This window comes from Streptomyces sp. NPDC051320 (assembly GCF_040682175.1).
Taxonomy (GTDB): Bacteria; Actinomycetota; Actinomycetes; order Streptomycetales; family Streptomycetaceae; genus Streptomyces.
In genome coordinates, this window is record NZ_JBFBAL010000003.1 from 374,486 (window position 1) to 401,015 (window position 26,530).

Genomic DNA, 26,530 nt, shown 5'->3' on the forward strand with positions numbered 1-26,530 from the left:
CCTCTGTGTGATCGCGGTCCGTGCGGGCCACGGGCGGTGGACGGCGGAAGGGAACGGGGTCAGGCCACCCGGGCGAGAAGGTGCCTGACCAGGGTGATCAGTGTCTGTGCGGACGAGTTCCGGTCCCGGGCGTCGCAGTACACGACGGGGGTGTCCGGCAGCAGGTCGAGGGCCTCACGCAGCTCCTCCTCCGCGTGGCGGGTGTGCGGGTCGAAACTGTTGACCGCGACGGCGTATTCGAGGCCGTACTTCTCGACCAGGTCGATGACCGGGAAGGTGTCCGCGAGACGGGCCGGGTCGACGAGGAGCAGTGCGCCGAGCGAACCCCGCGCCATGTCCTCCCAGAGCTCGACGAAGCGCTGCTGGCCGGGTGTGCCGAAGAGGTACAGCACCAGCTCGTCGCTCAGTGTCAGACGGCCGAAGTCCAGCGCGACCGTGGTGGTTTCCTTGCCCGGAGCTCCCCGGAGGTCGTCGATGTCGGCGGCGGCCTGCGTCATCCGCTCCTCGGTACGCAGCGGAGTGATCTCGGAGAGGGTGCCGATCAGCGTCGTCTTGCCCACGGCGAAGTGTCCGACGACGAGAATCTTCACCGCGCGCTGCACCGCGTCCGGCACGTAGATGCTTTCGATCGGACGGAGCTCAGCCGAACCGGGCATGGAGTCCATGCAACACCTCCTCGAGGATCTTCCTGTCAACCAGCTGCGCGGTGGGCGGTACCTGGCGGCGCAGTAAGTGACCCTGGTCGGCCAGATCCTGCAGCAGGAGCCGCACCACACCGACGGGGAGTTCGAGTCGGCCGGCGACTTCGGCCACCGACAGATAGCCGCCGGAACACAGGTCCCAGATCGCCTGGATCTCGGGGCTCGGATTCCGGTAGGGCTGCCGGTCGGGTGCGATGGTGACCAGCGTGACGAGGGTGAGGTCGTCCGCGTCCGGCAAGCCGCGGCCGCCGGTGATCACGTACGACCGGACGAACCCGCTGTTGACCGGACGCTCCTCCCCCGACGCCGTCACGTGCTGCTTCCCGCACTCTGGCGCGGAGGTGTGGTCATCGCCTTTCCGAGGGCGCTGACTAGCTGCTGCATCCGGAAGGACATGGCCTCCATGTCCACCTCGGCCGCGGCGGCGGCGGCGAGGTAGGCGCCACTGCCGGCCGCGATCAGGAAGATCCAGCCGCCCTCGTACTCGAGGAGTGTCTGCCGCCACCGTCCGGGCGTCTGCTTGCCCACGAAGGGGGCGACAGCCCGGCTCAGTGACTGCATCGAGCTCATGGCGGCGGCGACGGTCTCCGCGTCGTCCCTGCCGATGTCGTCGGAGCTGGCCAGCAGGAGGCCGTCGGCGGAGACGAGGATCGCGTGTTGCGCGCCGGGTACCTGGAGTACGTCGTTGAGCACCCAGGACAGATCGGGGTTCACTGGCTCTCAGGTCCTTCCATGGTCGTCATGTCACGCCCCGACCGGGTGCCGCGCTGGAACGCGCCCAATCGGGAAGCGGTCGCCTCGTTGCTCGGCACCGGCTCGGGATCGGCTGACGGCACCATCGACACGGGGCTCTGGCGACGACGTTTCGGCAGGCCGCCGGGGGTGGTGTCGTGCACCACGGGCTGCGGGGCCGGAACGGCCGGCTGTGCGACGGGGGGAAACAGCGGAGTGGGGGCCGGGGCGGCAGGCTGCGGCTGCGGTGCGTCGGCCTGGTAGGTGTGGCCGGCTGCGGGCGACGGGGGGACGTCGCCGGTCAGAAGCTCATCGGGCAGGAGAACCACCGCGCGCACGCCTCCATAGGGGGATACCGAGTCGACCGAGACCTTGAACCCGTAACGGGCTGCCAGCACGCCGGAGACGGCGAACCCGAAGCGTGGCGGGATGCCCAGACTGGACACGCTGATCGCGGCCTGCGGGGCGAGCAGTTCCGCCGCGCGATCCTTCTCCTCCTGGGCCATGCCGAGGCCGGCGTCGTCGACGATGAGGCAGACGCCCTTGGGGACGGCCTGGATGTTGATCTCCACCGGGGTGCCGGGAGCGGAGTAGTTGGTCGCGTTGGCCAGCAGCTCGGCGAGAACCACCGCCACGGGTTCCACGGCCCTGCTGACGACCGAGAAGTTCACCTGCCCGTTGATGCGTACCCGGTCGAACTGCCGGATACGGCCCTGAGCACTGCGGGCCACGTCGAAGGCCGACGCCACGGTCTCCCGGCGTCCGAGCCAGCCACCGCAGAGCACCGCGATACCTTGCGCGCGCCGCCCGAACTGGCTGTTGGTGTGATCGATGGCCATCAGGTCGGCGAGGATCCGCGGGTCGTCGCCGTACTTGGTCTGCGCCTTCTCGATGACCACTTGCTGCTCGTCCGCGAGGCCCTGCAGGGTGCGCACCGCGGCCTTGAGGACTGCCTTGGTCTCCTCCTCGGCGTCCTTGCGGACTTCGGCCAGTTCGAATGACTGACGCTTCGTCAGGTCGGAGTTGACGGCATGGAGTTCGTCCCGGTGCCGCAGCAGCGTTTCGCGCTCCCGCTGCAGTTGGTCGTTCCGCCTGCGCAGCCCGGCGTTGGTCGTGCGAGCCCGCAGAACGGCGCCCACTGTGACCAGTGCGATCAGCGCTACGACAACCAGCGCCCAGGCGACGAGGCTGTGGGGAAATGTCATGAGACTCACTTCAAGTGCCATGGCTATGGATACGGCTCGGTACCCGCTCGGCATGCCGCACGGACCGTGGCTGGAAATGCCGCGGAGCGGGCATGGCCGGGAGGGCCACTCCAGGAGTGGAACTGCGGAATGCATCCCTCCGGAATGCCCCCGCACGCCGTCAGCCCAACTGGAAGTCAGATGATCTTATCATTGGGTGGAAGGCCAATCCCCGTTCCCTACTGGCCGGTTACACCGAATTGGGAGCCCACAGCCCCATCCACACAATGTGAAGATTTAGCGGTGGTCGCGGCCCCTGCCGTACACGGGACGGCGCCGGGGGCCGGGGACGGCTGTCAACGAGCAACGGTTCGCCGCCCCGACGAGCCGAACGTCCCGGCCGAGCCGGCCTCCGGCTTCACGCCAAACCTCATGTTCCGGCAGCCGACGGGCAGCACCCCGCCCTTCATCCAGCCGCAGAGGAACCTGTTGCGGCTGGACAGCGAAGCCTGGACCGTCGAGGTCGGCAAGACCGGGAAGACCCTCCCTCCGGCTCGGCCCGCATTACGCCGGCTGCCCAGCAGCCCCGGCGAGCGGGTGCGCCCCTGGCGGTGCGGCCGTTCGGCGTATCGAGGCATGTCTCGATGACCAGCGGGTACACAGCGCCGCAGCATGACATCCCGGAACGCCGCACGGCCGAGCGGAGGAGGTACACGTGGGCCCTTCGTCCCGAGAGCCGTCCGAGTCCCCCACCGGCTCCACCGGTCCCTCAGTGGCTGACGGCCACGGAGGGGGCCGGGGCCGCGACAACCCGGAGCCCGACCCGCACCGTTGGCAGGCGCTCGCCGTCTGTCTGATGGCCGGTTTCATGACGCTGCTCGACGTCTCCATCGTCAACGTCGCCCTGCCGTCGATCCGTGAAGGGCTCGGCGCCCACGAAGCCCAGTTGCAATGGGTGCTGTCCGGCTATGCCCTCGCCTTCGGACTGTTGCTGATTCCGGCGGGGCGGATGGGCGACGCCCGGGGCAGACGCGCGGTCTTCATGACGGGGCTGGCCCTGTTCACGCTGGCCTCGGCGGCCTGCGGCGCGGCCCAGTCGAGTACCTGGCTGGTGGTGGCGCGGGTGGCACAAGGGCTGGCCGGTGGCCTCGTCTCCCCGCAGATCTCCGCGCTGATCCAACAGATGTTCTCCGGCGCGGAGCGCGGTCGCGCGTTCGGGATGTTCGGCACCGTGGTAGGCATCTCGACCGCCGTCGGTCCCGTGCTGGGCGGTCTGCTCATCCAGGTCGGCGGAGCGCAGGAGGGGTGGCGGTGGGTCTTCTACGTGAACCTGCCGCTGGGCGTCGTCTGTCTTTACCTGGCTCGCCGGCTCCTGCCGGACACCCCCTCCGCCGGCCGGGTGACACTGCGCAAGCTCGATCCGGTGGGGGTCCTCCTGCTCGGCTTCGGCGTGCTCGCCCTGCTGCTGCCCTTCGTACAGGCGCAGCAGTGGCACAGCAGCCTCAAGTGGCTACTGGTGCTGCTCGCGGCGGTCCTGCTGGGGGCTTTCGTCGCATGGGAGCACCGCTGGGGGGCGCGTGGCCGGGACCCCGTACTCCACCTCTCGCTCTTTCGGGTGCGGAGCTATTCGGCCGGCTGCCTGCTCATCCTGCTGTACTTCGCCGGTTTCACCTCGATCTTCTTCATCACCACCCTTTACCTGCAGAGCGGCCTGCACTACAGCGCCTTGCTGGCCGGCCTTTCCGTCACCCCCTTCGCCCTGGGTTCCGGGTTCGCGGCGGCGGTCGGCGGCCGGCTCGTGGCGCGATTCGGGCGTCCACTGGTGGCCGCCGGGCTGACCATGGTCGCCGTCGGACTCGGTGGGACCGCGCTGGCCGTTCACCTGGTGCCGGGCAAGGGGGCCGGCTGGGCGATGGCCCTGCCGTTGCTCTTCGCCGGCCTGGGCAGCGGACTGGTCATCGCCCCCAACCAGGCCCTGACCCTCTCCCGGGTGCCCGTGGCGTCGGCCGGAAGCGCCGGCGGGACCCTGCAGACGGGACAACGGGTGGGATCCGCCATCGGCATCGCCGCCGTCGGGTCGGTGTTCTTCGCCCAGGTCGCCGGGGCCGGATGGGCCGTCGCGTACGACCACGGCCTCATCGTCTCCCTCGCCTTCGTGGTCGCCGCGCTGCTCGTCGCCCTCGTCGACGTCCGCGTCCGGCACCACACGGATCCGGCCGACAGCCCCCTCGACTGAACCGTCGGGCCGAACATCGGGTGGTCCACAGACGGTTCACAGGTGAGCTTGAAAGTTGAAGCACATCCCTGGAGCGGTTAGTTTGAACTTTCAAGTTCATTGGACGGACGCCGCTCAGCGCAGCGTGGCACCGGCCGCCCCCACACGAGGAGACCCCACGTGACCTCAGGAACGATCCTGTCCCGCTCGGCCGCCACCGCCGGCGCGCAGGCAGCATCCCCCCACGCGCACGACACAGGACTGCTGGTGCTGCGCCTGGCCCTCGGCCTCACCATGGCCGCCCACGGTGCCCAGAAGCTCTTCGGCTGGTTCGGCGGAGGCGGCCTCCACGGAACCGGACAGTTCTTCGCGGCCTCCGGCTACCCCTCGCCGCACGCGTTCGCGGCCGTGGCCGGACTGACCGAGACGCTCGGCGGGCTCGGGATGGCCCTCGGCCTGCTCACCCCGCTCGCCGGCGCGGGTCTGCTCGGCACCCTCGTCAACGCGATCGCGGTGAAGTGGGGCGGCGGCTTCTTCGCCCCCGCCGGCGTCGAGTACGAACTGTTCCTCGCCCTGGCCGCGCTGGCCGTCACCCTCACCGGCCCGGGCGCGTTCGCCGCGGACCGGCTGCTGCCGGGCCTGCGCGCGCACCGCTTCTCCTACGGCATCGCCGCGGCCGTCCTCGGTCTCGTCGTGGCCGGCGTCACCCTGATGCTGCGCGACTGACGCCTGCCCTCCCCGGCTCACGGCCGGACGGGACGCACCCGCGCGGAGGGGGCGGCACACGGATCACCGCCCGATTGCCCGTCCGCCTCCGCGTACGGGGCGACCTGCGGTCGATAGGCTGAAACCATTCACCCGGCACTATCCGAACACCGGTGGTCGCCCGCCCGCAGACGACTACCTGCCAAGAAATACCCGCGCGCTCCATTGACCCCTTCGACACACACCTCTACCTTCACGCCGTGAATCGATTCACCACTACTACGTGAGGGGTCGCAGTGATCAGTAGGAGAAACGTCCTGGCGAGTGGAGCGGCAACGGTCGCAGCCGTGGCCGCCGGAGCCGGATCGGCCACTGCCGCACCGGCGTCCGCACCCGACCGGGCGCCTGCACGGCGCGCCGCCCTGCGCTTCACCACGCCCACCGTCGAGTACGTGCAGCACCCCCTGGGCCTCGACGTCCGGCACCCGCGCCTCAGTTGGCCGATGGCCTCGGACACGCCGGACGTACGCCAGAGCTCGTATCAGATCCGCGTTGCCTCCAGTGCGTCGGGCCTGTCGCACCCGGACGTCTGGGACAGCGGGAAGGTGACGTCCGCCGAGTCCGTCCTCGTCCCGTACGCAGGCCCGGAGCTCAAGCCGCGGACCCGCTACTTCTGGTCCGTACGCGTGTGGGACGCCGACGGCGGTGCCTCCGGCTGGAGCACCCCGTCATGGTGGGAAACCGGCCTCATGGACGCCGCGCAGTGGACCGCGGAATGGGTCTCCGCTCCCCCGGCCCTCACTGACGCGCCGTCTTTCGAGGGCAGCGCATGGATCTGGTTCCCCGAGGGCGAACCGGCCAACAGCGCTCCGGCGGCCACCCGTTGGTTCCGTCGCACCCTCGACATCCCGGACGGTGTCACGGCGGCGACGCTGGCCATCAGCGCGGACAATGTGTACGCGGTCTCGGTGAACGGCACCGAGGTGGCGCGCACCGACCTGGCGACGGACAACGACGGATGGCGTCGCCCGGCCGTCCTCGACGTCCTCGCCCAGGTGCGTTCCGGCCGGAACGTGCTCGCGGTCTCGGCGACCAACGCGACCGAGGGACCTGCGGGCCTGGTTGCCGTCCTCACCCTCAGCACGGCCTCCGGCGAGCAGCGGATCGTCACCGACTCTTCGTGGAAGTCGACGGACGCGGAACCCGCCGACGACTGGCGCGGGGCCGACTTCAATGACAGCGGCTGGCCGGCGGCGAAGGAGGCAGCCGCGTGGGGCGCCGGACCCTGGGGAAAGGTCGTCCCGACGTCGTACGCCGCCCCTCAGCTGCGGCGCGCGTTCACGCTGCCGGGCAAGAAGGTGTCCCGAGCGCGCCTGTACGCCACGGCTCTCGGTCTGTACGAGGCCCACCTCAACGGCCGCCGGGTGGGCCGCGATCAGCTCGCTCCCGGCTGGACCGACTACCGCGAACGCGTCCAGTACCAGACCTACGACGTCACCACGCTGCTGCGCCCGGGCGCCAATGCCATCGGCGCTCACCTGGCCCCTGGCTGGTATGCGGGCAACGTGGGCATGTTCGGGCCGCACCAGTACGGTGAACGACCGGCGCTGTTGGCACAGTTGGAGGTCGAGTACGCCGATGGGACGAGCGAACGCATCACCTCGGGCACCGACTGGCGGGCCGCCGCCGGGCCGATCGTCGCCGCCGACCTGCTGGGCGGCGAGACATACGACGCCCGCAAGGAGACCCCCGGCTGGACCTCGCCCGGCTTCGACGACCGCGACTGGCTGGACGTCCGCGGTGCGGGCGACGCCGCTCCCGACCTGATCGTCGCGCAGGTGGACGGCCCGGTGCGGGTGGCGAAGGAACTCCCGGTCCAGCGGGTGACCGAACCGGCCCCGGGCGTCTTCGTCTTCGATCTGGGCCAGAACATGGTCGGATCGGTCCGGCTGCGCGTCTCCGGCGATGCGGGTACGACCGTGCGGCTGCGGCACGCCGAGGTACTCAACCCGGACGGCACCCTCTACACGGCGAACCTGCGCACCGCCGCCGCGACCGACCGATACACCCTCAAGGGCGGCGGCGAGGAGACGTACGAGCCGCGCTTCACCTTCCACGGTTTCCGTTACGTCGAGGTGACCGGGTTCCCCGGCACTCCCTCAGCGAAAGCCGTGTCCGGTCGCGTCATGCATACGTCCGCGCCCTTCACCTTCGACTTCGAGACCAACGTCCCGATGCTCAACAAGCTGCACAGCAACATCACCTGGGGCCAGCGCGGCAACTTCCTCTCCATCCCGACGGACACGCCTGCGCGCGACGAACGCCTCGGGTGGACGGGCGACATCAACGTCTTCGCGCCCACGGCCGCGTACACGATGGAGTCGGCCCGCTTCCTCACCAAGTGGCTGGTGGACCTGCGCGACGCCCAGACCAACGAGGGCGCCTTCACGGACGTGGCCCCCATGGTCGGCACGGTCGGCAACGGCGTCGCGGGCTGGGGTGACGCAGGTGTCACCGTGCCCTGGTCCCTTTACCAGGCATACGGGGACCAGCAGGTGCTGGAGGATGCCTGGCCGTCCATCAGGTCCTGGCTGCAGTACCTGGAGCAGCACAGCGACAACCTGCTGCGGCCGGCCAGTGGATACGGCGACTGGTTGAACGTCTCCGACGAGACCCCGAAGGACGTCATCGCCACCGCGTACTTCGCACACAGCGCCGACCTCGCGGCCCGGACGGCCACGGAGCTCGCTCAGGACCCCACCCCCTACCTCCACCTCTTCACCCGCGTCCGCACGGCATTCCAGAACGCCTATGTCACCGCCGACGGCAAGGTGAAGGGCGACACGCAGACGGCCTACGTCCTCGCTCTGTCGATGAACCTGCTGCCCGATTCGCAGCGGAAGGCGGCAGCCGACCGACTCGTCGCCCTCATCGAGGCCAAAGACTGGCATCTGTCGACGGGCTTCCTCGGTACGCCCCGGCTGCTTCCGGTCCTCACCGAAACGGGGCACAACGACGTCGCCTACTGTCTGCTCCAACAGCGCACCTTCCCCAGTTGGGGCTACCAGATCGACAGGGGCTCCACCACGATGTGGGAACGGTGGGACTCCATCCGGCCCGACGGCAGCTTCCAGAGCCCGGACATGAACTCCTTCAACCACTACGCCTACGGTTCGGTGGGCGAGTGGATGTACACCAACATCGCCGGCCTCTCGGCGGGCCGGCCCGGGTACCGCGAGATCGTCGTACGCCCCCGTCCGGGCGGGGACGTGACCTCGGCCCGCGCCACGTTCACCTCCGTCTACGGTCCGATCTCCACGCACTGGCAGCAGCGGCCCGGCGACTTCGCCCTGACGTGCACCGTGCCTCCCAACACCGCCGCCGAGGTGTGGATCCCGGCCGATGTCCCGGCCACGCGCACCCCCGCCCACGCGACCTTCCTCCGCAAGGAGGACGGCTGCACGGTGTACCGGGTCGGCTCGGGCAGCCACCACTTCACGGCCTGACCCGTATCACGGCCTGACACGCATGGGGCCTGACACTCATCGGGGGCCTGCTCGCAGCACCTTGCTGCGGGCAGGCCCTTCGCCGTTTTCGGCGCCTGGTCGACGGGCGCGTTCCAAGAGAACGGTTCGAAACTTTCGAAGAAAGCAGTCTTCGTGCGCGATCCAAAGATCCTGGATTTCGCCAAGAAACTCGGAACCTCACTCCCCATATACGCGCGGCCAGCATGAATGACTTGATCAAAGAGCCGTCACCCATTCGGCAGTTTCGTAGTACGTGCCGAAATTATTGACAGTTGATGAGGTCAGATCAACACTGTTCCCCGTTGACGGATCTCAGTCACTGTTCGGGCGACATCACCTTCCGGTCGCCTCATCGCCCGTTCGAAGGCGCTCCCCCCGCAGGGGCGTGTCACGCTGCCTGGCCCCCACCGGCCTCACGAGGACGAGGAGGAAGCACGCACATGAACGATGCACCCGCCACACATCCGAGGACCTCCCGACGCGGTCGCTTCGCGCCGCTCACCCGCTTCAGGCTGCTCATCAGCAGTGTCGGCGCCATGGCGATGGTCGCTATGGCCGCGCTCGCGGTGCCCGCCACCGCCAGCGCCGACACGACCATCTCGTCCAATCAGACCGGCACCAACAACGGTTACTACTATTCGTTCTGGACCGACGGCGGCGGTTCGACCTCGATGAATCTGGGATCCGGCGGCAACTACAGCACGTCGTGGAGCAACGTCGGGAACTTCGTCGCCGGAAAGGGCTGGAGCACCGGCGGGCGCAAGAGTGTGAACTACTCGGGCAGCTTCAACCCGTCCGGAAACGCTTACCTGTCCCTCTACGGATGGACGACAAATCCGCTCGTGGAGTACTACGTCGTCGACAACTGGGGCACCTACCGGCCCACCGGAACGTACAAGGGCACCGTCACCAGCGACGGCGGCACGTACGACATCTACGAGACGACGCGCGTCAACGCCCCCTCCATCGAGGGCACTAAGACCTTCAACCAGTACTGGAGCGTCCGGCAGTCGAAGCGAACGGGCGGCACCATCACCACCGGCAACCACTTCGACGCGTGGGCCCAACACGGCATGAACATGGGCAACTTCAACTACATGATCTTGGCCACTGAGGGTTACCAGAGCAGCGGGAACTCCAACATCACGCTGGGCAGCTCATCCGGCGGTGGCAGCACCGGCGGTGGCGGCGGGAGCAGCGGTGGCTGCACCGCGACCCTGTCCGCAGGCCAGAAGTGGAACGACCGCTACAACCTCAACGTCACCGTCACCGGCTCCAACAACTGGACCGTCACCATGAACGTCCCCACCCCCGAAAAGATCACCGCCACCTGGAACACCAGCACAAGCTACCCCAACGCCCAAGTCCTCACCGCAAAACCCAACGGCAACGGCAACACCTTCGGCGTCACCCTCCAAACCAACGGCACCACCACCTGGCCCACCGTCTCCTGCAGCGCCACCTGACCCCCACCGACGTAGTCCACGACGGCCCCGTCCATCAGGCGGGGCCGTCCACGTCCACCCGCCTCGTGGGCCGGCACCTCCAAACTGTGGAGATCCACTCAGGGGATGGCGGGTTTCCTGACCACGCCTTGCGTGGACCACCCGCGCTGAAATAGCTAATTGGTCCATGAACCTTTTCAGCCGCAGCACCTCAGCCCGACGCGTGGCGGCATCCGCCGCTCCCGCAGCTCCCCAGGGTGCTGCACCCCATGGGGCCGCCCTGCCGGACCCGGCCATGGCGGCGCTCACCGGAGAGTGGATCGTCGACCCGGCGCACAGCAGGATCGGGTTCTCCGTACGACACGCCATGGTGACGACGGTGCGCGGTGCTTTCACCGAGTACGAGAGCCGTCTCTACTTCGACGGCCACAATCCCGCCCGCTCCCAGGCCAGGATCGCTCTGTCCACCGCCAGCGTCGACACGGGCGTGGAGCAACGAGACGCCCACTTGGTCGGCCGTGACTTCCTCAACGCCGCGAAATACCCCCGACTGACCTTCAACAGCACAGCCGTGCAAATCGCGGAGCCTGACGTCTTCCGCATGATCGGCGATCTCACCATCAGGGACACCACCCGTCCCGTCGTCCTGGAACTCACCTACATCGGTCACGTCACCGACCCGTTCGGGTACGAGCGCGTCGGCTTCGACGGCACGACCACCATCAACCGTTCCGAGTGGGGGCTGACGTACAACGCCCGGCTGGCCGAGGGCGGAGCCATGGTGAGCGAGAAGGTCCGCCTTCAGTTCGACATCGCCGCCATCCGCACCACCGGCGCCGAGTGATCAACGTCCTCCCGGCACGTCTCAGGCGCTCACGTCGCCGTCCTTCACGGCGGACACGAACGACGACCAGCCGTCCGTCGTGAAGGTGAGCACGGGGCCGTGCGGGTTCCTGCTGTCCCGGACGGGAACGACGGTGGCCAGGTCATGGGAGACCTCGATGCACGCGCCACCGTCCGAGTTGCTGTAGGAGCTCTTGCGCCAGTTAGCGGCGCTCAGGTCGAGGGATCGCAAGGTACTTCCTCCAACATGCTCAGGATGAACTTCCGTGACTCGGCCGGAGACAAGGCCAGATCACGCACCGCATCGTAGGCACGTTGAAGCCGTTCAACCGGCACGTCTGCCTCGATGAGTTCACCCCTGTAGGCGTTCTCTGTGTAGGCCACGGTACGCCCGCCTGCCAGGCGCAGGAACCAGACATCGGTGCTGTCCAGTCCGTGCGGCCCCGCACTGAACGGGAGCACCGGAACCGTCACCTCGTCCCGCTCCCCCATCTCTTCCAGATACTCCAACTGCCCTCGCCACTCCTGGAGGTTACGCAACTGCGTCCGAAGCACCGCCTCGGACACGATGGTCCGGAATGCCGGTGCTCCTGTGCCCTCCAACAGCTCCCGCCGCCCCACCCGCGCTTCCACCTGCTGCGTCAACTCGGGCTCCTTGATCCCGCCCGCCGCCAGCACCTCCCTCGCGTACCCCGGTGTCTGCAACAGCCCCGGCAGCACGCTCACCGCGAAGTGCCACAGGCTTGTCGCCTCCGCCTCCAGCGCCATGTACCGCCGGTATCGCTCCCGGACTGTGTCTGGGCGCTGACCGCCAGTTCCCACAGCGCCAGCAGCAACCCCGGTGTCCCGTAGTACTGGTCCAGTGCCTGGACGACCTCCGGGCCGCCGACCGTCTCGCCCTTCTCCATCTTGCCGAACAACGACCAGTCCCAGCCCAGCCGTTCGCCCAGCTGCCGCAGACTTTCTCCGCGCGCGGTACGCAGGAGCCGCAGCTCCTCCGCGAACCGCGCGCGTGGCTCCCTGCTGCGGCGCGTTACCGCCCGCCTCGTCGGCATCGCGCCCTCCGTGGAACGTGTGGAACTTGGTTCGCGGAGCGGGGAAGCACACCGCGCCCTCGGTGTGTCGCGCCGCCGACCGGGCCATTGTCGTAACGACCCCCTCACGCACCGTAGTCCAGGGCGTGTGACCAGGCCGGGGATTCCGCGAAAGAGCAACCGAAGGAAGAAGACGCACCCATGACGCCGTCACCGCAGAAGCCGCCCCTGCCCCGTAGGAGTCCACGGGCCGTCCTCACCCGCACGGCCAAGATCCAGGAGGCCGGTCGAGGCGCGCGATGCCCTGGCTCTCGCCCTGAGTGCCGCCGGGCATCCAACTGCCCGTGATGGACGTCCGCACCCCGGGGCCGGATCAGGACACCGGCGCGTGCGACGGCGACAGCGCATGGCAGCACCGTTACGCCCTCGTCCACCTCGGCGTTTGCTCCGCCCCCGTCGCCCTGGCCCTCGCCGCCGTGATCACGGACGGGGCGACCCGGTGACGGACGTCGACGTTCCCCGGGTCGGGACGGCCGTGCACGACGGCGGCAGCGGCCGGGCGGGGCTGGTGATGGGCCACGAGGGCCCGTACCTCCAGCTCCGGCCACTCGGCGGGGGCCGTGAGTGGGACGCGGACCCCGCCCGCGTACGGCCGATCGGCCCGGCCGAGTAACTGAGCGCCCGCGTCGCCGAGACCAACGCCCGCAGCCGCACCGGCATCGTCGGCGGGCGGGAGACCCCGCCGTCCCGGCCCGAGGACGGCGCCCGGTGAGCGCGGCACAGAGGTCAGGAGGGGGCTGAGTTGCCGGACCGGCCCGGGGTCATACAATCACTTGCTAGGCACAAGCAATCATGTGAATGTGGAGGCGGGAGGATGGGCAAGGGGACGGTCCGTGATCGCACAGCGGTGGCGATCCCGGCCACCGGCAGCTCCAGTGCCGAGGAGGCTGCGGCCGGGCTCGGGAGCCAGATTATGCGGTTCTCCCGGCTGCTCACAGCCCGCAGACACCGGGCCAAGCTCGAGCAGGGCGCCGGCGAGCGAGTGCTGCTGGCCCGGCTGGTGCTCGACGGCGAACAGCGAGCCACCGATCTGGCGGCGGACACCTTCCTGGACCTCTCGACCGTCAGCCGTCAGGTGCGGTCGATGGTGGATCGCGGTCTGGTCGAGCGTCGCCCGGACCCGGAGGACCGGCGTGGTGCCTTGCTGCGCGCGACCGAGGCCGGAAAAACTGCGTTCGGGGCGTACCGGCGCCAGCGCGACGCGGAGCTGGCGGAACTCCTCGGACCATGGCCCCCGGAGGACCGGTATCAGCTCATCCGGCTGATGGCCCGCCTCAACGACGACCTGGCAGAGCATGAACACGCACGCCACTACTCGGGAAACCCCTCCGAAGCGGCGGCGAAGCAGGGAGCAAGCAAGAATGACTGAGGCCGTGTCCGCACCACGCGGAGACACCGCAACACAAGCAATACCCACCAGCCCGGGCGGCCTGAGCCACCGGCAGATTCTGACCATCCTGAGCGGCCTCATGCTGGGCATGTTCCTGGCTGCGCTCGACCAGACGATCGTCTCCACCTCGATCCGCACCATCGCGGACGATCTGCATGGCCTGAGCCAGCAGGCGTGGGCGACGACCGCCTATCTGATCACGTCGACGATCGCCACGCCGCTCTACGGCAAGCTGTCCGACCTGCACGGACGCAAGCCGTACTTCCTGACCGCGATCACCGTGTTCATCGTCGGCTCGGTGTTGTGCACCTTCTCCACCTCGATGACCGAACTGGCCTCATTCCGCGCCCTGCAGGGCATCGGCGCAGGCGGTCTGATGTCGCTGGCCCTGGCGATCATCGGCGACATCGTGCCGCCCCGCGAACGGGCCCGTTATCAGGGCTACATGCTGGCCACCTTCGCCACCTCCAGCGTCGCGGGGCCGCTGATCGGCGGCTTCCTGGCCGGACAGACCACCATTCTGGGGGTCACCGGCTGGCGCTGGGTCTTCCTGGTCAACGTCCCGATCGGCATCATCGCACTGTTCGTCGTCGCCAAGGTCCTCAACATCCCGCACACCCGCCGCGACCGCCGTATCGACTGGTGGGGCGCGCTCACCATCGCGATCGGCGTGGTGCCGCTGCTGCTCGTCGCCGAGCAGGGCCGCGAGTGGGGCTGGGGCTCGACGCAGTCGCTGACCTGCTACGGCATCGGGGTGCTGGGCATCCTCGCCTGGATCCTGGTGGAACGCCGGACGGGCGACGACGCGCTGATCCCGATGCGCCTGTTCCGCAACTCGATCTTCAGCAAGACCAGCCTGCTGTCCGTGCTCATCGGTGCGGGCATGTTCGGCGGGATGCTCATGATCCCGCAGTACCTGCAGATCGTGAAGGACGCCAGTCCCACCCGGTCCGGCCTCGAAATGCTGCCGCTGATGCTCGGCATGATCATTGCTTCGGTCGTGACCGGTCAGCTGACCGCGAAGACCGGCCGCTACAAGATCTTCCCGACCATCGGCACCGCCCTGATGGTCGTGGCGCTCCTGCTGTTCCACTACAAGGTCCAGTGGGACACGCCCCTGTGGGAAACCATGATCTTCATGCTCGTCTTCGGTCTGGGCCTGGGTGGCTGCATGCAGACACTGGTCCTCGCAGTGCAGAACGCCGTGCCGCCCCAGGACATGGGCGTGGCGACCGCATCGTCCACGTTCTTCCGCCAGATGGGCGCCACGGCCGGTACCGCGATCTTCTTGTCCGTGCTGTTCAGCGATGTCGGGGGCAAGATCTCTTCGGCGTTCAGGTCGGCTGCGCAGACCCCGCAGTTCCAGGCCGCGCTCCATGATCCGAAGGTGCTGTCGAACCCGGCCAACAAGCCGGTGCTCGACATGCTGCATCACCCCGGCGCGAGCGGCGGGCCCAGCGTGCTGAGCGACTCCTCGTTCATCCAGCAGCTGGACCCGCGCCTGTCGGAGCCCTTCAAGCAGGGCTTCGCCGACTCCATGCACCTGGTGTTCCTGATCGCCGCGGGGGTGATCGCGCTCGCCTTCCTGATGGTCCTGTGGACCAAGGAGGTCCCGCTGCGCAACCTGTCGGGCCTGCAGGCCCGCGCCGCCGAGGAGGACGGCGCATCGAGTGCCGCCGCCGAAGCCGCCCCCGAACCCGTCCCGGCCACCGCCTCCGGACACCTGGAGGCGTCCCCGTACGAGACGGCCGTGACCGCCGGGACCACCATGGTGGACGTTTCGGGCACGGGCGTCGGGGGATGTATCCGCGACGGCGACGGCTCGCCCGTGCCCCAGGCCGTGGTCACCCTGATCGACCTGCGCGGGCGCCAGCTCGGCCGCACGACGACAGGGCCGGACGGCCGGTACTTCGTCGCGGCGCCGGCCGACGGGACGTACGTGCTGATCGGCTCAGGGGGCACGCGGCAGCCGCAGGCGACGACCGTGACGGTCGGTGACGGCCCTACCGACTACGACCTGGTGCTCAGCGGCTCCGTGGGACTCACCGGCACGGTCCTGGCGACGCCCGGCGACCGGCGGCTGCCGGGCGCCCTCGTCATCGCGACCGACGTGCGCGGTGAGGTCGTCGCCTCCGGCACCGCCGACGAGGCCGGCGACTTCGGCTTCGAGGACCTGGTGCCCGGCGGCTACACCCTTGCGGTGAGCGCCGCCGGGCACCGGCCGGCGGCCATGCCGGCGGAGGTCGTCAGCGGCTCTGCCAACCGTTACGAGGTGCGGCTCCACCCCGGCGCCCGGATCCACGGCACCATCCGCGACAGCGCGGGCCGGCCACTGGACGACGCCCGGGTCACGCTGCTCGACGCCGCCGGGAACACCGTGGGGTCGACCGTCACGGTTGCGGACGGCGTGTACACGTTCAACGACCTCGACACCGGCGCCTACACGGTGGTGGCCAGCGGGTACGCGCCCATCGCCATTCCGCTGCTGGTGGACAGCGAGGGCGGGCACGACGTCGACCTGGACCTGAGCCACTGAGGCGGCCCCGTCGGTGAGACCAGACCGGGTACAGCCGTAGATCCGTCCTGAGCCTTGCGAGTCGGGGCGGTCGGGGCAGGGGCCTGCCGGAGGCCGTGGGGTGAGACAGGGGTCTCGCACCACGGCCTCAGGTGGGGAAGCCACGCCTGCCGGGCCGGGTTATCGGCCGGGCCGGCGACGTCCGGATGGCCGTCCTCCGCAATGACTTCGCTCCGGGGCCACTCGGTCTCCACGCCGAGCGGTGATGCAGGCGGCCCCCGGGAGCGCCTCACCCGGTTGGCGGACGCTCAGCAGCGCGCCGGCCGGCATGTCCGGAGGCGAGGGCGGAGCGCCCAACGGCCACGGGCAGCAAACTGGGGGCATGGGCAACCCCAATGCGCCGGGGGCACCGTCCCGCCGCTTTCCTCAGCGGACGGAGAGCGTGTCGCTGGCTCGGCGTTTCGTGCGGGCCGCTCTGGACGGTCTCGCGTCAGAGGTGGTGGACACCGCTCAGCTGCTGGTCAGCGAGCTGGTGACCAATGCGGTGCTGCACGCGTGCACTGAGGTCGAAGTGTCGGCTTCGGTCCTTGACGGCAGGGTTTGTGTGCGGGTCAGCGATCATCAGCCGTGCCGCGTATTGATGCCGCAGTACAGCCATCCGTACGCCGGTACGGGATACGGCCTGGACGTGGTCGAGCAGCTGGCATCCCGCCACGGGGTCGATACCGGCGAAGAGGGCAAGACGGTGTGGTTCGAGCTATGGCCCGAAGGACCGCCGCCGCCGCCATCCGCATGGGAGACCGCTGTGTCGCCCTCCTGCCCCACCGGCACCGTGGTGCTGATCGACCTGCCGCGCGCGCTTTACTGGACGTCCCAGCAGCACTGGCACGCGCTGCTGCGCGAGCTCACTCTCGCCGCATCCGCCGGAGACCGGTTGGGTGTGCTGCCGGAGGACCTTGTCACCGCTGTCGACATGAACAACGTGATCAGCGCTTCCGTGACGGCCGCGCTGGAGAGGCAACCGTCCGACTCCGCTCCCCGCTCCCTGCTCCTGCCGGTCACGGCGGATGTCACGCTGGCAGTGCTCACCTTGCGCCGCGTGCTCGACCTGGCCGAGGAGGCGGCCCGGGACGAGCGCCTCCTCACCCGGCCGGCTCTGCCGCAGAGTCGCGCCTTCCGCCAGTGGCTGTTCGACCAGATCATCAGCCAACTCGCCGACGGACCCCTCACAGCATGGACGATGGCCCCCCGCGAGTCGGCCGCCAGCTCCTCGGAGCTGGTGCCTTGGGACGCCGACCACGTGCAGGCCAGCAGGATCCCGACCGTCGCCGCCGATGACGGGAATCGGATCATCGCGGTGAACAGAGCGGCGGCGGAGATGCTCGGCTGGCAAGCGGACGATCTCGTCGGGCGGCGGCTCACCACCCTCATCCCGGAGCATCTGCGGCAACGTCACAGGGCGGCGTTCGACTCCTTGCTGCTCACCGGCCAGCCCCGCATCCTGGGTCACTCGGTGCCACTCCCGGCGCTGCACCGTGACGGCCGGGTCGTCCCCGTCCGCCTGTTCATCCAGACTCAGGAGACGACCGACGGCCGTACCGTGTTCGTCGCCCAGCTCACCCCCCGGACGACTGCATCCGCCTCCTCGCCGCCCACGCCCGGAAGCGGCTGGCGCGAGGGGCCGCAGAAGCCGGACAGACCGTATCCACCGACCGCTCCGCAGCGCGACACAAGGACCAGCGGGGCTGAAGTGGGCGGCATGTCGGCAATCGAGCGGCTCTCCCTGCTGGCCGACACCGGAGACGTACTGAGCAGCGCCCCGGACCTGGATGAGGCGCTGCAGCGAGTGGGCCGGACCCTGACTCAACGGCTGGCCGACTGGTGTGCGGTGGACCTGCTCGATGAGCACGACCGGCTGGACCGGGTTTGCGTCGTCTTCCGCGATCCCGTGGGGCTGATTCCCGAAGCCTACGAGGGCAGGCTCCCGCCGGTATCCGAGGCCGCGCGCGGGCCGTTGGCCCGGGTGCTGCGCGGTGCGGGTCCGCTACTGCTCACTGCACCCGTACCGCCGAGCCAGGCCGAGAGCCCACTGGACGCCCGCCACCTGGAGCTGTTCGAGCAACTGGGTGGAAGCAGTGCCGTAGTCGCCCCGCTGAGGGCTCGCCGAAAACTCTTCGGGGCCCTGACCGTGGCCCGCGTCAGCGGTGAGCGGCCGTTCACCGACGAGGATGTGTCGCTGATCGACGGCCTGGCCCGCAGCATTGCCATGGGAGTGGACAATGCCCGCCTGTACCACGAGACCCGGAACATCGCCGAACGCCTCCAGCACTCACTGCTGCCCGTGCTGCCGGACATCGAACACCTGCAGCTGGCCGCCCGCTACGTGCCCTCATCCACCACCGCGGAGGTCGGCGGCGACTGGTACGACTGTTTCAGCCTGCCCAGCGGCGACACCGCAGCGGTCATCGGCGATGTCACCGGGCACGACCTCGATGCGGCCGTCACCATGAGTCAGCTCCGCAGCATGCTGCGCGGCATCGCCATCGACCGCCAAGAGCCTCCCGGAGAGGTCCTGCGCCGCGTGGACATGGCCAACCACAGCCTGTTCCGAGAGGCCACCGCCACCTGTATCTACGCTGTCATCAAGGGCCCCGAGGCTGGCTGCTGGAAACTGGAACACTCCTCCGCCGGGCATCTGCCACCGCTACTGACCACCGAGGAAGGCGACACCGACTACCTCGAGGATGGCGCGGGCCTGCTGCTCGGCGTGGACCCCGACCTGCCCCGCCCCCAGGCGAAAGATCCACTCCCAGCCGGCTCGACCGTGCTGTTGTACACCGACGGCCTCATCGAACACCGCGGCGAATCTCTCGACCACGGCATGGCCCGGCTCCGCCATCACACCGCTGCCCTGGCACGCGAACCCCTCGACGTGTTCTGCGACGAACTCCTCATCAGACTGGGCGCCGACAACGCCGACGACATCGCCATCCTCGCCATCCGTCCTACGCCGCCCTCCTGATCAGCGGCTGCTGTCACCGGGAGTTGAGCAGGCCAACGGCCTTGCCCCGGGCGGCAAGCGGCCGCTCCGATCCCGACGTGATATCAGCGCTGCATGGCGTCGGCTACGCGACAGCAGGATTCGACGCAGTTCTGCTCCGCCAGGGACGCCCGGGGGCGGGTCAGTCAGCGGGGCGGCACCTGACGAACGAGAGGGCCTGGCCCTGTTGGCCGTTGGTTCCGGTGTCGGTCCGGTGGGCCTGCGCGAGGAGCTTTCTGCAGGTGTCCTGGGCCGCCGCGCCGGGGCAGTCGTTCTCGACTCGCTGCTCGCACACGGCTTGCGGGTCTGCGTGTCCGGACGGCTGCGGCGAACTGCCGGTCTCCCAGGAGCCGATGCCGTAGGAGACGCCGACCACCATCAGGACGATCACGGCGAACACCATGAGCGGCCGGAGACGCCAGGCTGCTTCGCGTATCCGCCGCCTTCGGGTACGGGCCGGGGCGGCTCCCCCCGGTATCCCGCGAGCCAGTCTTCGTTTCCAGTACACAAGACGGTAGTAGTGCTTGAGCACCGTCACCCCTCCTCCTTGATCGGTGCCGGAGCGGTCACCGTACAAGGGGCTGGTGACAGTGCGGCCCCCTGCCCAGGTGTGGGCAGGGGGCCGCAACGGCCTGCAGGAAAGGCGGAGTTACTGTCGCGTGCCGAGTGGCCGCACGGTGTCGGTGCTCAGATCGCCGGGGCCGGGTAGGTCGGGTACTCCACCCCGGAGACGTACTGGACGACGCGGATGACCTGGCAGGAGTAGCCGAACTCGTTGTCGTACCACAGGTAGAGGATCGCGTTGTCGCCCTCGACCTTGGTGGCGCCGGCGTCGACGATCGAGGCGTGGCGCGAGCCGATGAAGTCGCTCGAGACGGCGTCCGGGGCGCTGGTGAAGTCGATCTGACGCTTGAGCGGCGAGGACAGCGACACCTTGCGCAGGTAGTCGAGGACCTCCTCGCGGGTCGCCTCACGCCCGAGCCGCAGGCTGAGGATCGCGATGGAGACGTCCGGCACCGGGACCCGGATCGAGCTGCCGGTGATCTTCGCGTCGAGGTCGGGCAGCGCCTTGGCGACGGCGGAGGCGGCACCGGTCTCGGTGATGACCATGTTGAGCGGCGCCGAACGGCCTCGGCGGTCGCCCACGTGGTAGTTGTCCAGCAGGTTCTGGTCGTTGGTGAACGAGTGGATGGTCTCCACGTGACCGCGCAGGACGCCGTACTCGTCCGCCATGGCCTTCAGCGGGGGGACGATCGCGTTGGTGGTGCAGGAAGCGCAGGACAGGATCTGCTCGTCCGGCTTGATCATGTCGTGGTTGACGCCGTGGACGACATTGGGGACGTCACCCTTGCCCGGCGCCGTCAGGACGACCTTGTCGATGCCCGGGCGGAGGTGCTGCGAGAGGCCCTCGCGGTCGCGCCACTTGCCCGTGTTGTCGATGAGGATGGCGTTCCTGATGCCGTACGCCGTGTAGTCCACCGAGGTGGGGGCGTCGGAGTAGATCACCTTGATCTCGTTGCCGTTGGCGATGATGGTGCTGTTCGCCTCGTCGACGGTGATCGTGCCCTGGAACTGGCCGTGTATGGAGTCGCGGCGCAGCAGCGAGGCGCGCTTGACGATGTCCGAGCCGTCCTTGGCCGCGCCACCCCGGCGGACGACGATGGCGCGCAGCCGCAGGCCGTTGCCGGAGCCGGCCTTCTCGATCAGCAGGCGGGCGACGAGGCGGCCGATACGGCCGAAGCCGTAGAGGACGACGTCACGGGGTTCGCGCCGCTCGATCTTGTCGGCACCGGTGGCGCCCGCGACGGCCTCGGCGGTGAACTCCTCCACCGACAGACCGCGGTCGTCGGTCTTGTACGTCGCGGCGAGCATGCCGAGGTCGATCTGCGAAGGGCCGAGATCGAGGGTGGTGAGGGCATGCAGGAATGGCAGCGTCTCGGTGACGGAGAGTTCCTCACCGGCGATCTGCCGGGCGAACCGATGGGTCTTGAGGATGCTGACCACCGACTTGTTCACCAAGGAGCGGCTGTGCAGCAAGACCGTGACGTCCCGCTCCCGGTGCAGCTTCCCGATGATGGGGATCATCGACTCCGCGATCTCCTCGCGGGTCTTCCAATTGGTGAACGAGTCGTCGTTGACAGTCACAGGTTTATCTTTCGAGCTAGGCGGTGCTCATATGCTAACCGGCGGCTCCCTCGGTCGGTCCGGCAGGCCCATGACGACGCCGACGGCCGTCTGCTCCCGCCCTGACCGCCGTCGTCACCCGCGCCTGCGGCCTCGGCGCAGTCGGCCCTCGGCCTTGTCGTAAGCACCGGCAATCGACAGGAACCACCGGGTTCCGTTGTGGAAGGGGACGGGGCCTCGGGAAGCCGAGCCCACACAGTGCGTCGGCCTCGGGGCGGGCACCGGCCGTCACCCGCCGGCGGCCCACCCCGGGACCGTCGGCAGCACCTTCTCCGCGACGCGGAGCAGTACCGCGTCGTCCGGCACCCGGCCGTCCGCACGCCACAGCGTCACATCGAAGGAGCCACCGCTGTCTTTTGCGTCCTGGGCCACAGTGAGGGCGCCGGCCGGGACACCGGGCCTGCTGTCGCTGTCGCTCCCGTCGAAGCGGAAGGTGATCTTCGTAGTGCGGTCGGAGTAGAGGACCGCCGGGCGACCCAGAAACTTCTGCTGCCGCGCGCCGTACCCCAGAAGTGCGGCGGACCCGTCCACCCGAAGACGGTCGTAGGTGGCCGACAGCGTCACCGTGTAGGTCCCGAACTCGACCCGGGCAGAGGGAGTGGCGATCTCCTCGCCGCCGAACGTGACGGACCCACCGCTGCCGCCGGCGGTCTTCGCGATCTCCCCCGGCGTGCCCAGCAGTTCAGCAAGGTTGGGGCGGTTCAGCGCCTCGCACAGCTGAGCCCCGGAGACCCCGCGAGCCGCCTTCCCCGTCTTCTCCGCCTCCCCGCCCGAGCACGTGGCGGGCGACGGGTCACCGTCCGAAGCCGACGTGCCCCCGAGCGCCCAGGTACCGACCCCGAGCGCGCCTATGAGGACCACGGCCGCGACGGCCTGCCTCCACGCGCCCGCCTTCGTGAGCGCGTCTGTTTCGTCGGCCATGTCCCCCACCTGCTGTGATCCCCCGATACGTGCCCGGGCACCTTAACCGTGCCGGGCGCGGGCGCGGGATGCCCCGACGATGAGAGCGGCCTTGGCACTCATGCCCGGGTCGCCGGCTTCAGGACCTCTTCGCACCATGCGCGGAAGGTCGTCGGGCTCGCAGTCCGCGAGGTGCGCGGTACACCGACGTCAATGCCCTCGTCCTTGGAGCGCATCATCTCGACATAGCCGTCAATGACCGCCTCCCCGAAGCCGTATCCGGTGAGTCCGGCGCGGAAGTCGTCGAGCGACTGCCGCTCGTAGCGGACCGGGCGGCCGAGCACGTCGGACATGATGCGAACCATGTCGTTCGCCGAGAGGTCCTCGGGGCCCAGCACCGGGACCTCGTCCGTCCCCGTCCACGAGCGGTCGAGCAGCAGACCTGCCGCGGCTGCGGCGATGTCCCCGGTGGCGGCCATCGGTACCTTGCGGTCGGCGGCGACGGTGTCGGTGAACACGCCGTCGTCGCGGATCGAGGTCACCTGCCGCAAGAGGTTGTCCATGAAAGTCGGGTTCGCGAGCGCCCGGTAGGCCACGCCCGTACTCGCGATGAGGTCGTCCATCGCCAGCGACGCCGTCACGTGCCCGGCGTGGCCCGCGGCCGCAGTGCCGCGGCCGAGGGCCGAGACGCCGACGACGTGTCCGACTCCGTGCTCCGTGAACGCCTTCGCGGCGGCGCGGGTGAACCCGGAGTACGCGGCGTCCAGGCTCGGTGCCCGCGGGGCCGGCGGGACCACCCAGAAGACGGCGTCCGTGCCGGCGAACGCCCGGTCGACGACCTCGGGGTCGCCGTGCGAACCGGTGAGGATGTCGACGCGGCCGCGGACCGTGTCGGGGAGCTTTTCGGGGTCGCGCACGATGACGCGCAATTCTTCGCCGCGAACGGGGTTCTCGTTGAGCAGGATGTCCAGGAGCCGGCTGCCGATCCTGCCGGTGGGGGTGGTGATGAGGATCATGCTTCGAGTCTCGGTGCGGCCGCCTGTGGCGTCCAATACCCTTCCCGGCGATTGATACCTTCAGGGCATGGATCTCGATCTGCGCAAGCTCCGCTACTTCGTCGCGGTGGCCGAGCACCGGAACTTCGGGCGAGCGGCGGACCAGCTCTACATCGCCCAGCCGGTACTCAGCCGTCAGATCAGGGCTTTCGAGCAGGAGTTGGAGTGCACCCTGTTCGTCAGGACCACCCGCAGCGTTGAGCTGACCACCGCCGGGAAGCAGCTCTACGAGGAGGCGCAGGGCGTCCTCGCGACCGTCGCCGCGGCGGTGCGGCGCGTGCACGACGTCGATCGGGGCGTCCAGCGGCTCATTGTCGCCTTCTCCCCCGGGCTGCACGTGTCTGATGCGATCCGGGCGTTCACGTCGCGCCACCCTGACGTCGAGACCGATGTCGTCCCGGCGCCCTGGTGGGAGCAGGACGCACCGCTCCGGAACGGCCGGGCCCAAGTCGGTTACCTGCGGCGGCCGTTCGACGACTCGGGCTTGCACACCATCCCCATCGGTCACGAACCACGGGTCGCCTGCATGCCCGCGGCGCACCCGCTGGCGTGTCGCCAGGAACTCACCTCTGCGGACCTCGACGGCGAGCGTTTTCTCGACGCACCGGAACGGCGGACGTCTTCACTCGAGGAAAAGCTGGAGCTCATCGCCCTCGGGCATGGCATCGCGCTCATCCCGCTGAGCGTCGCGCGGTCCTACTCCCGCCCCGACCTCGTCCACCTCCCCGTCACGGACGCACCGGGGATCGAGACGTGCCTTGCGGTCGCCGCGGGCCGGCGCGAGAAGCTGCTGCGCGATTTCCTGGAGATCGCCACGGCGACGCTGCGGCCCGCCTGAGCGGCGGCCGGGCCGGCAAGACCGCCCCTCCGCGGTTCCCGGCGTGAGCGGTGCGCGGCTGGTCCCGTCGTCGCCTGCAAGGGAACGCTCACGCAGGTACAACGCCGCCGTGCGACGCACAGGGCCGCTGAACGTTGCGCAAGGCAATCGAGCCATGCTTCCGGTCAGCCGCCATGTACTCCGCCCGGTCCTTGGAAGGGCGGCACTACCAGTACTCACCCGGGATGCAGGACAGGGACCTCGCGTGTGCCTCATCGATCTCGGCCGGACTGCCGTCAGCACGTCTACTCACCCGGAACCCGAGGATGATCCCGACCACTTTCCCGGTCCGGACGTCCGTGACCGCAGCACCGCTGAATCCAATGGAAGGAGCCGCGCCCTTCAATACGAGCAGAGACTCTTCATCAGACCCTTGACATATGTAGTCCTGCACTACCCGGAACGCTCTGTCGGGCCCGTTGCCATGAGGGTCTTCGATGACCCAGCCAGTAACCTTCACCGGGGACCCGGAATCCGGAAAATTCATCGAAATCCGAGCCTGCCAAGGCCAGTCCTTGTCGGCTACCAACAGCGCAAAGTCGAGTTCCTCGTCACGGTGGATGACGCGCGCCTGGGACCAGGCATCACCGAGTTTCAGCTTGATAGCGGCTTCCGCAGACACCGCGTGCGAAGCCGTCACCCAGCGTCTCGGAGCGATCTGCAGTGCGCTGCCTGTTTGATAGGGGCGCCCCTCACGCGTCCCCGAATACAGGCGCACAGTGGCACCGACTTCAAACGCCACGGGATCACAACTTCTCTGTTGATTACCTGCGTTCCGCTCACCCCGGCAGCGACGGCCGCGGCGATGGCCACCCAGGTGTCGAGCCCTGCGCGCGTTCACGGTGGCTGCCTGGGCCTTCAACCAGGGGGCGGAAAAGATCGTTCTTACTGAATCGCTGGACGAAGTCCTGGCGCTCAAGGCGCACCATCCGGATTGGGCGGCGCTCAAAGACGGTCCGCCCGCGCCCGGGTTCGACACCGTCAACTCGCCGGGTCTGCTGCGGTCCCTCGACCTCGGCGGACGGACCGTTGCGCAGAAGACCACGGCAGGAACGGTCGGCGCCCTTGCGGTCAAGGAGGCGTCGCTGGTGCTGTGCGCCGGCTTCGTGGTGGCGGAGGCAACGGCTCGGCTCTTGCGGGCGCGCGAGTCTGACAGTGTCACGTTCGTGGTCACCGGCGACGACGGGCACGCCGATGAGGATCTGGCGTGCGCTCAATACATCGCTCGGAGGACCACCGAGGCCGGGACGGACGCGGCCGAGTTCCTCCGCCGCGCCGGTGAGTCGCGCGCCGCCGCCGAGATGGCGGAGGGGGTGCGTCAAGGAGCCCACCCTGATGACGTCGCACTCTGTCTCGAGCTCGACCGGTTCCCCTTTGCCATGGTGGCGACCCCGGAGGACTCACTCATGGTCCTCCGTCCATGCGCTGTGCCTTCACTGACCGAGTGAACTCGTCGGGGAAGCAATACGCGCTCGTCGGCCCATCCCGGCGGCCGAATCCTCGGCCGGTACGGGCCCGGAACGGGCCACGGCGTGGGTGGCTATTGCCCCAGGGCGGCGAGGGTGGCCTCCAGGTCGGCCGGGCGGGGGCGGTTGTGGGGCAGCTTGGCGAGGACCGCTGCCATGCCGCAGGTGTTGGTGAGGGCGGAGAAGACCAGGCCGCTGCCGATGGCTGCGGAGAGCCAGCGGGCGGGGCGGTAGCGTGTTCCTGCGGCGAAACCGAGGACGACGAGGGATCCGGCGGTGAGACGGACCTGGCGTTCCATGCTCCAAACCCGCGAGGCCCCCTCGGGCCGGTGAAGGGTGTGGCCCTGTTCTGCCCAGGCGGTGGTGCCACCGGTGAGGGTGGCCGCGGGAATGTCGGCGGCGGCCAGTTCACTGCAGGCGGTGGCAGAACGGTTGCCCGAGGCGCAGACCATCAGCAGGTCCCCGCGGGCGGCGGCCGCCTTCAGTGCGGGCAGTGCGGCGTGCAGGTGGTCCAGGGGGATGTTGTAGGCGCCGGGGACGTAGCCGGAGGCGTACTCACCGGGGGTGCGGACGTCGATGACGGTGTAGTCGCCGAGCCGGGCCGCTGCCTGGGCCGGGAGAACGGGAGGGGGGGTGGTCATGCGCGGTGTTCCCTTT

Annotated in this window: 21 protein-coding genes and 3 pseudogenes; 12 read left to right on the forward strand and 12 right to left on the reverse strand. The window is 69.1% G+C overall.

The features are described 5' to 3' along the window. Positions 1 to 59 precede the first annotated feature (59 nt). The 4 genes from AB0M87_RS09340 to AB0M87_RS09355 are packed head-to-tail and all read right to left on the reverse strand — an operon-like array spanning position 60 to position 2,638. On the reverse strand, positions 60 to 665 hold the full coding sequence (locus AB0M87_RS09340; RefSeq protein ID WP_365851301.1) for an ATP/GTP-binding protein: 606 nt from the start codon (positions 663 to 665) through the stop codon (positions 60 to 62). Then, entirely contained in the window at positions 640 to 1,014 is a 375-nt protein-coding gene (locus AB0M87_RS09345; RefSeq protein WP_365851302.1) for a DUF742 domain-containing protein, read from the reverse strand. The genes AB0M87_RS09340 and AB0M87_RS09345 overlap by 26 nt, the downstream gene beginning before the upstream one ends. Then, complete coding sequence (locus AB0M87_RS09350; protein ID WP_365851303.1) at positions 1,011 to 1,415, reverse strand: roadblock/LC7 domain-containing protein; 405 nt, start codon at positions 1,413 to 1,415, stop codon at positions 1,011 to 1,013. Before AB0M87_RS09350 ends, AB0M87_RS09345 begins: the two co-directional genes overlap by 4 nt. Further along, a complete protein-coding gene (locus AB0M87_RS09355) occupies positions 1,412 to 2,638 on the reverse strand; it encodes an ATP-binding protein (RefSeq protein ID WP_365851304.1) in 1,227 nt (408 codons plus the stop codon). Before AB0M87_RS09355 ends, AB0M87_RS09350 begins: the two co-directional genes overlap by 4 nt. A 751-nt stretch (positions 2,639 to 3,389) precedes the next feature. Between AB0M87_RS09355 and AB0M87_RS09360 the strand changes: the two genes are divergently transcribed. The 5 genes from AB0M87_RS09360 (at position 3,390) to AB0M87_RS09380 (ending at position 11,353) form a co-directional block, all read left to right on the forward strand. Then, the gene (locus AB0M87_RS09360; protein WP_365851478.1) at positions 3,390 to 4,853 is read left to right on the forward strand and encodes an MFS transporter; all 1,464 of its coding nucleotides are present in this window, start codon (positions 3,390 to 3,392) and stop codon (positions 4,851 to 4,853) included. A 177-nt stretch (positions 4,854 to 5,030) separates the two neighbouring features. Next, positions 5,031 to 5,558: a DoxX family protein gene (locus tag AB0M87_RS09365; protein ID WP_365851479.1), complete on the forward strand. Its 528-nt coding sequence runs from the start codon at positions 5,031 to 5,033 to the stop codon at positions 5,556 to 5,558. A gap of 275 nt (positions 5,559 to 5,833) precedes the next feature. Continuing rightward, positions 5,834 to 9,043, forward strand: a complete 3,210-nt coding sequence (locus tag AB0M87_RS09370) for an alpha-L-rhamnosidase (RefSeq protein WP_365851305.1) — start codon at positions 5,834 to 5,836, stop codon at positions 9,041 to 9,043. Positions 9,044 to 9,504: 461 nt separating this feature from the next. Continuing rightward, a complete protein-coding gene (locus AB0M87_RS09375) occupies positions 9,505 to 10,530 on the forward strand; it encodes a glycoside hydrolase family 11 protein (RefSeq protein ID WP_365851306.1) in 1,026 nt (341 codons plus the stop codon). Positions 10,531 to 10,696: 166 nt separating this feature from the next. Further along, positions 10,697 to 11,353 (forward strand): YceI family protein, encoded by a 657-nt coding sequence (locus AB0M87_RS09380; protein WP_365851307.1) that lies wholly within the window; start codon positions 10,697 to 10,699, stop codon positions 11,351 to 11,353. Positions 11,354 to 11,374: 21 nt separating this feature from the next. Here AB0M87_RS09380 and AB0M87_RS09385 read toward each other — a convergent pair whose 3' ends face one another. After that, on the reverse strand, positions 11,375 to 11,584 hold the full coding sequence (locus AB0M87_RS09385) for a DUF397 domain-containing protein (RefSeq protein ID WP_365851308.1): 210 nt from the start codon (positions 11,582 to 11,584) through the stop codon (positions 11,375 to 11,377). Further along, positions 11,566 to 12,407: pseudogene (locus tag AB0M87_RS09390) on the reverse strand (helix-turn-helix transcriptional regulator). The gene AB0M87_RS09385 and the pseudogene AB0M87_RS09390 overlap by 19 nt, the downstream one beginning before the upstream one ends. Before the next feature lie 180 nt (positions 12,408 to 12,587). On the opposite strand from AB0M87_RS09390, the pseudogene AB0M87_RS09395 reads away from it, so the two are divergent. The 5 genes and pseudogenes from AB0M87_RS09395 to AB0M87_RS09415 all read left to right on the forward strand — a co-directional run bounded on the left by AB0M87_RS09395 (position 12,588) and on the right by AB0M87_RS09415 (position 19,373). Then, a pseudogene (locus AB0M87_RS09395) lies at positions 12,588 to 12,889 on the forward strand (hypothetical protein). Continuing rightward, positions 12,886 to 13,059: a hypothetical protein gene (locus tag AB0M87_RS09400; RefSeq protein ID WP_365851309.1), complete on the forward strand. Its 174-nt coding sequence runs from the start codon at positions 12,886 to 12,888 to the stop codon at positions 13,057 to 13,059. The pseudogene AB0M87_RS09395 and the gene AB0M87_RS09400 overlap by 4 nt, the downstream one beginning before the upstream one ends. A 201-nt stretch (positions 13,060 to 13,260) precedes the next feature. Continuing rightward, entirely contained in the window at positions 13,261 to 13,815 is a 555-nt protein-coding gene (locus AB0M87_RS09405; RefSeq protein WP_365851310.1) for a MarR family winged helix-turn-helix transcriptional regulator, read from the forward strand. Beyond that, on the forward strand, positions 13,808 to 16,372 hold the full coding sequence (locus AB0M87_RS09410; RefSeq protein WP_365851311.1) for an MFS transporter: 2,565 nt from the start codon (positions 13,808 to 13,810) through the stop codon (positions 16,370 to 16,372). Before AB0M87_RS09405 ends, AB0M87_RS09410 begins: the two co-directional genes overlap by 8 nt. Before the next feature lie 361 nt (positions 16,373 to 16,733). Continuing rightward, a complete protein-coding gene (locus tag AB0M87_RS09415) occupies positions 16,734 to 19,373 on the forward strand; it encodes a SpoIIE family protein phosphatase (RefSeq protein ID WP_365851312.1) in 2,640 nt (879 codons plus the stop codon). 160 nt (positions 19,374 to 19,533) lie between these two features. On the opposite strand, the gene AB0M87_RS09420 is transcribed toward AB0M87_RS09415, so the two are convergent. The 4 genes from AB0M87_RS09420 to AB0M87_RS09435 all read right to left on the reverse strand — a co-directional run bounded on the left by AB0M87_RS09420 (position 19,534) and on the right by AB0M87_RS09435 (position 23,491). Then, the gene (locus AB0M87_RS09420; RefSeq protein ID WP_365851313.1) at positions 19,534 to 19,929 is read right to left on the reverse strand and encodes a hypothetical protein; all 396 of its coding nucleotides are present in this window, start codon (positions 19,927 to 19,929) and stop codon (positions 19,534 to 19,536) included. A gap of 149 nt (positions 19,930 to 20,078) precedes the next feature. Continuing rightward, entirely contained in the window at positions 20,079 to 21,536 is a 1,458-nt protein-coding gene (locus tag AB0M87_RS09425) for a glyceraldehyde-3-phosphate dehydrogenase (RefSeq protein WP_365851314.1), read from the reverse strand. A 267-nt stretch (positions 21,537 to 21,803) separates the two neighbouring features. After that, the gene (locus AB0M87_RS09430) at positions 21,804 to 22,496 is read right to left on the reverse strand and encodes a DUF6215 domain-containing protein (RefSeq protein WP_365851315.1); all 693 of its coding nucleotides are present in this window, start codon (positions 22,494 to 22,496) and stop codon (positions 21,804 to 21,806) included. 98 nt (positions 22,497 to 22,594) lie between these two features. Then, entirely contained in the window at positions 22,595 to 23,491 is an 897-nt protein-coding gene (locus AB0M87_RS09435; protein WP_365851316.1) for an NAD(P)H-binding protein, read from the reverse strand. Between the two features lie 67 nt (positions 23,492 to 23,558). On the opposite strand from AB0M87_RS09435, the gene AB0M87_RS09440 reads away from it, so the two are divergent. Then, the gene (locus AB0M87_RS09440) at positions 23,559 to 24,368 is read left to right on the forward strand and encodes a LysR substrate-binding domain-containing protein (protein ID WP_365851317.1); all 810 of its coding nucleotides are present in this window, start codon (positions 23,559 to 23,561) and stop codon (positions 24,366 to 24,368) included. Positions 24,369 to 24,573: 205 nt separating this feature from the next. Here the strand turns inward: AB0M87_RS09440 and AB0M87_RS09445 are convergent, their stop codons facing one another. Beyond that, the gene (locus AB0M87_RS09445) at positions 24,574 to 25,149 is read right to left on the reverse strand and encodes a trypsin-like peptidase domain-containing protein (protein WP_365851318.1); all 576 of its coding nucleotides are present in this window, start codon (positions 25,147 to 25,149) and stop codon (positions 24,574 to 24,576) included. Positions 25,150 to 25,234: 85 nt separating this feature from the next. Here AB0M87_RS09445 and AB0M87_RS09450 point away from each other — a divergent pair. Continuing rightward, a pseudogene (locus tag AB0M87_RS09450) lies at positions 25,235 to 25,855 on the forward strand (2-phosphosulfolactate phosphatase); the annotation flags it as partial. A 92-nt stretch (positions 25,856 to 25,947) separates the two neighbouring features. On the opposite strand, the gene AB0M87_RS09455 reads toward AB0M87_RS09450, so the two are convergent. Continuing rightward, a complete protein-coding gene (locus AB0M87_RS09455) occupies positions 25,948 to 26,514 on the reverse strand; it encodes a rhodanese-like domain-containing protein (protein WP_365851319.1) in 567 nt (188 codons plus the stop codon). Positions 26,515 to 26,530 lie beyond the last annotated feature (16 nt).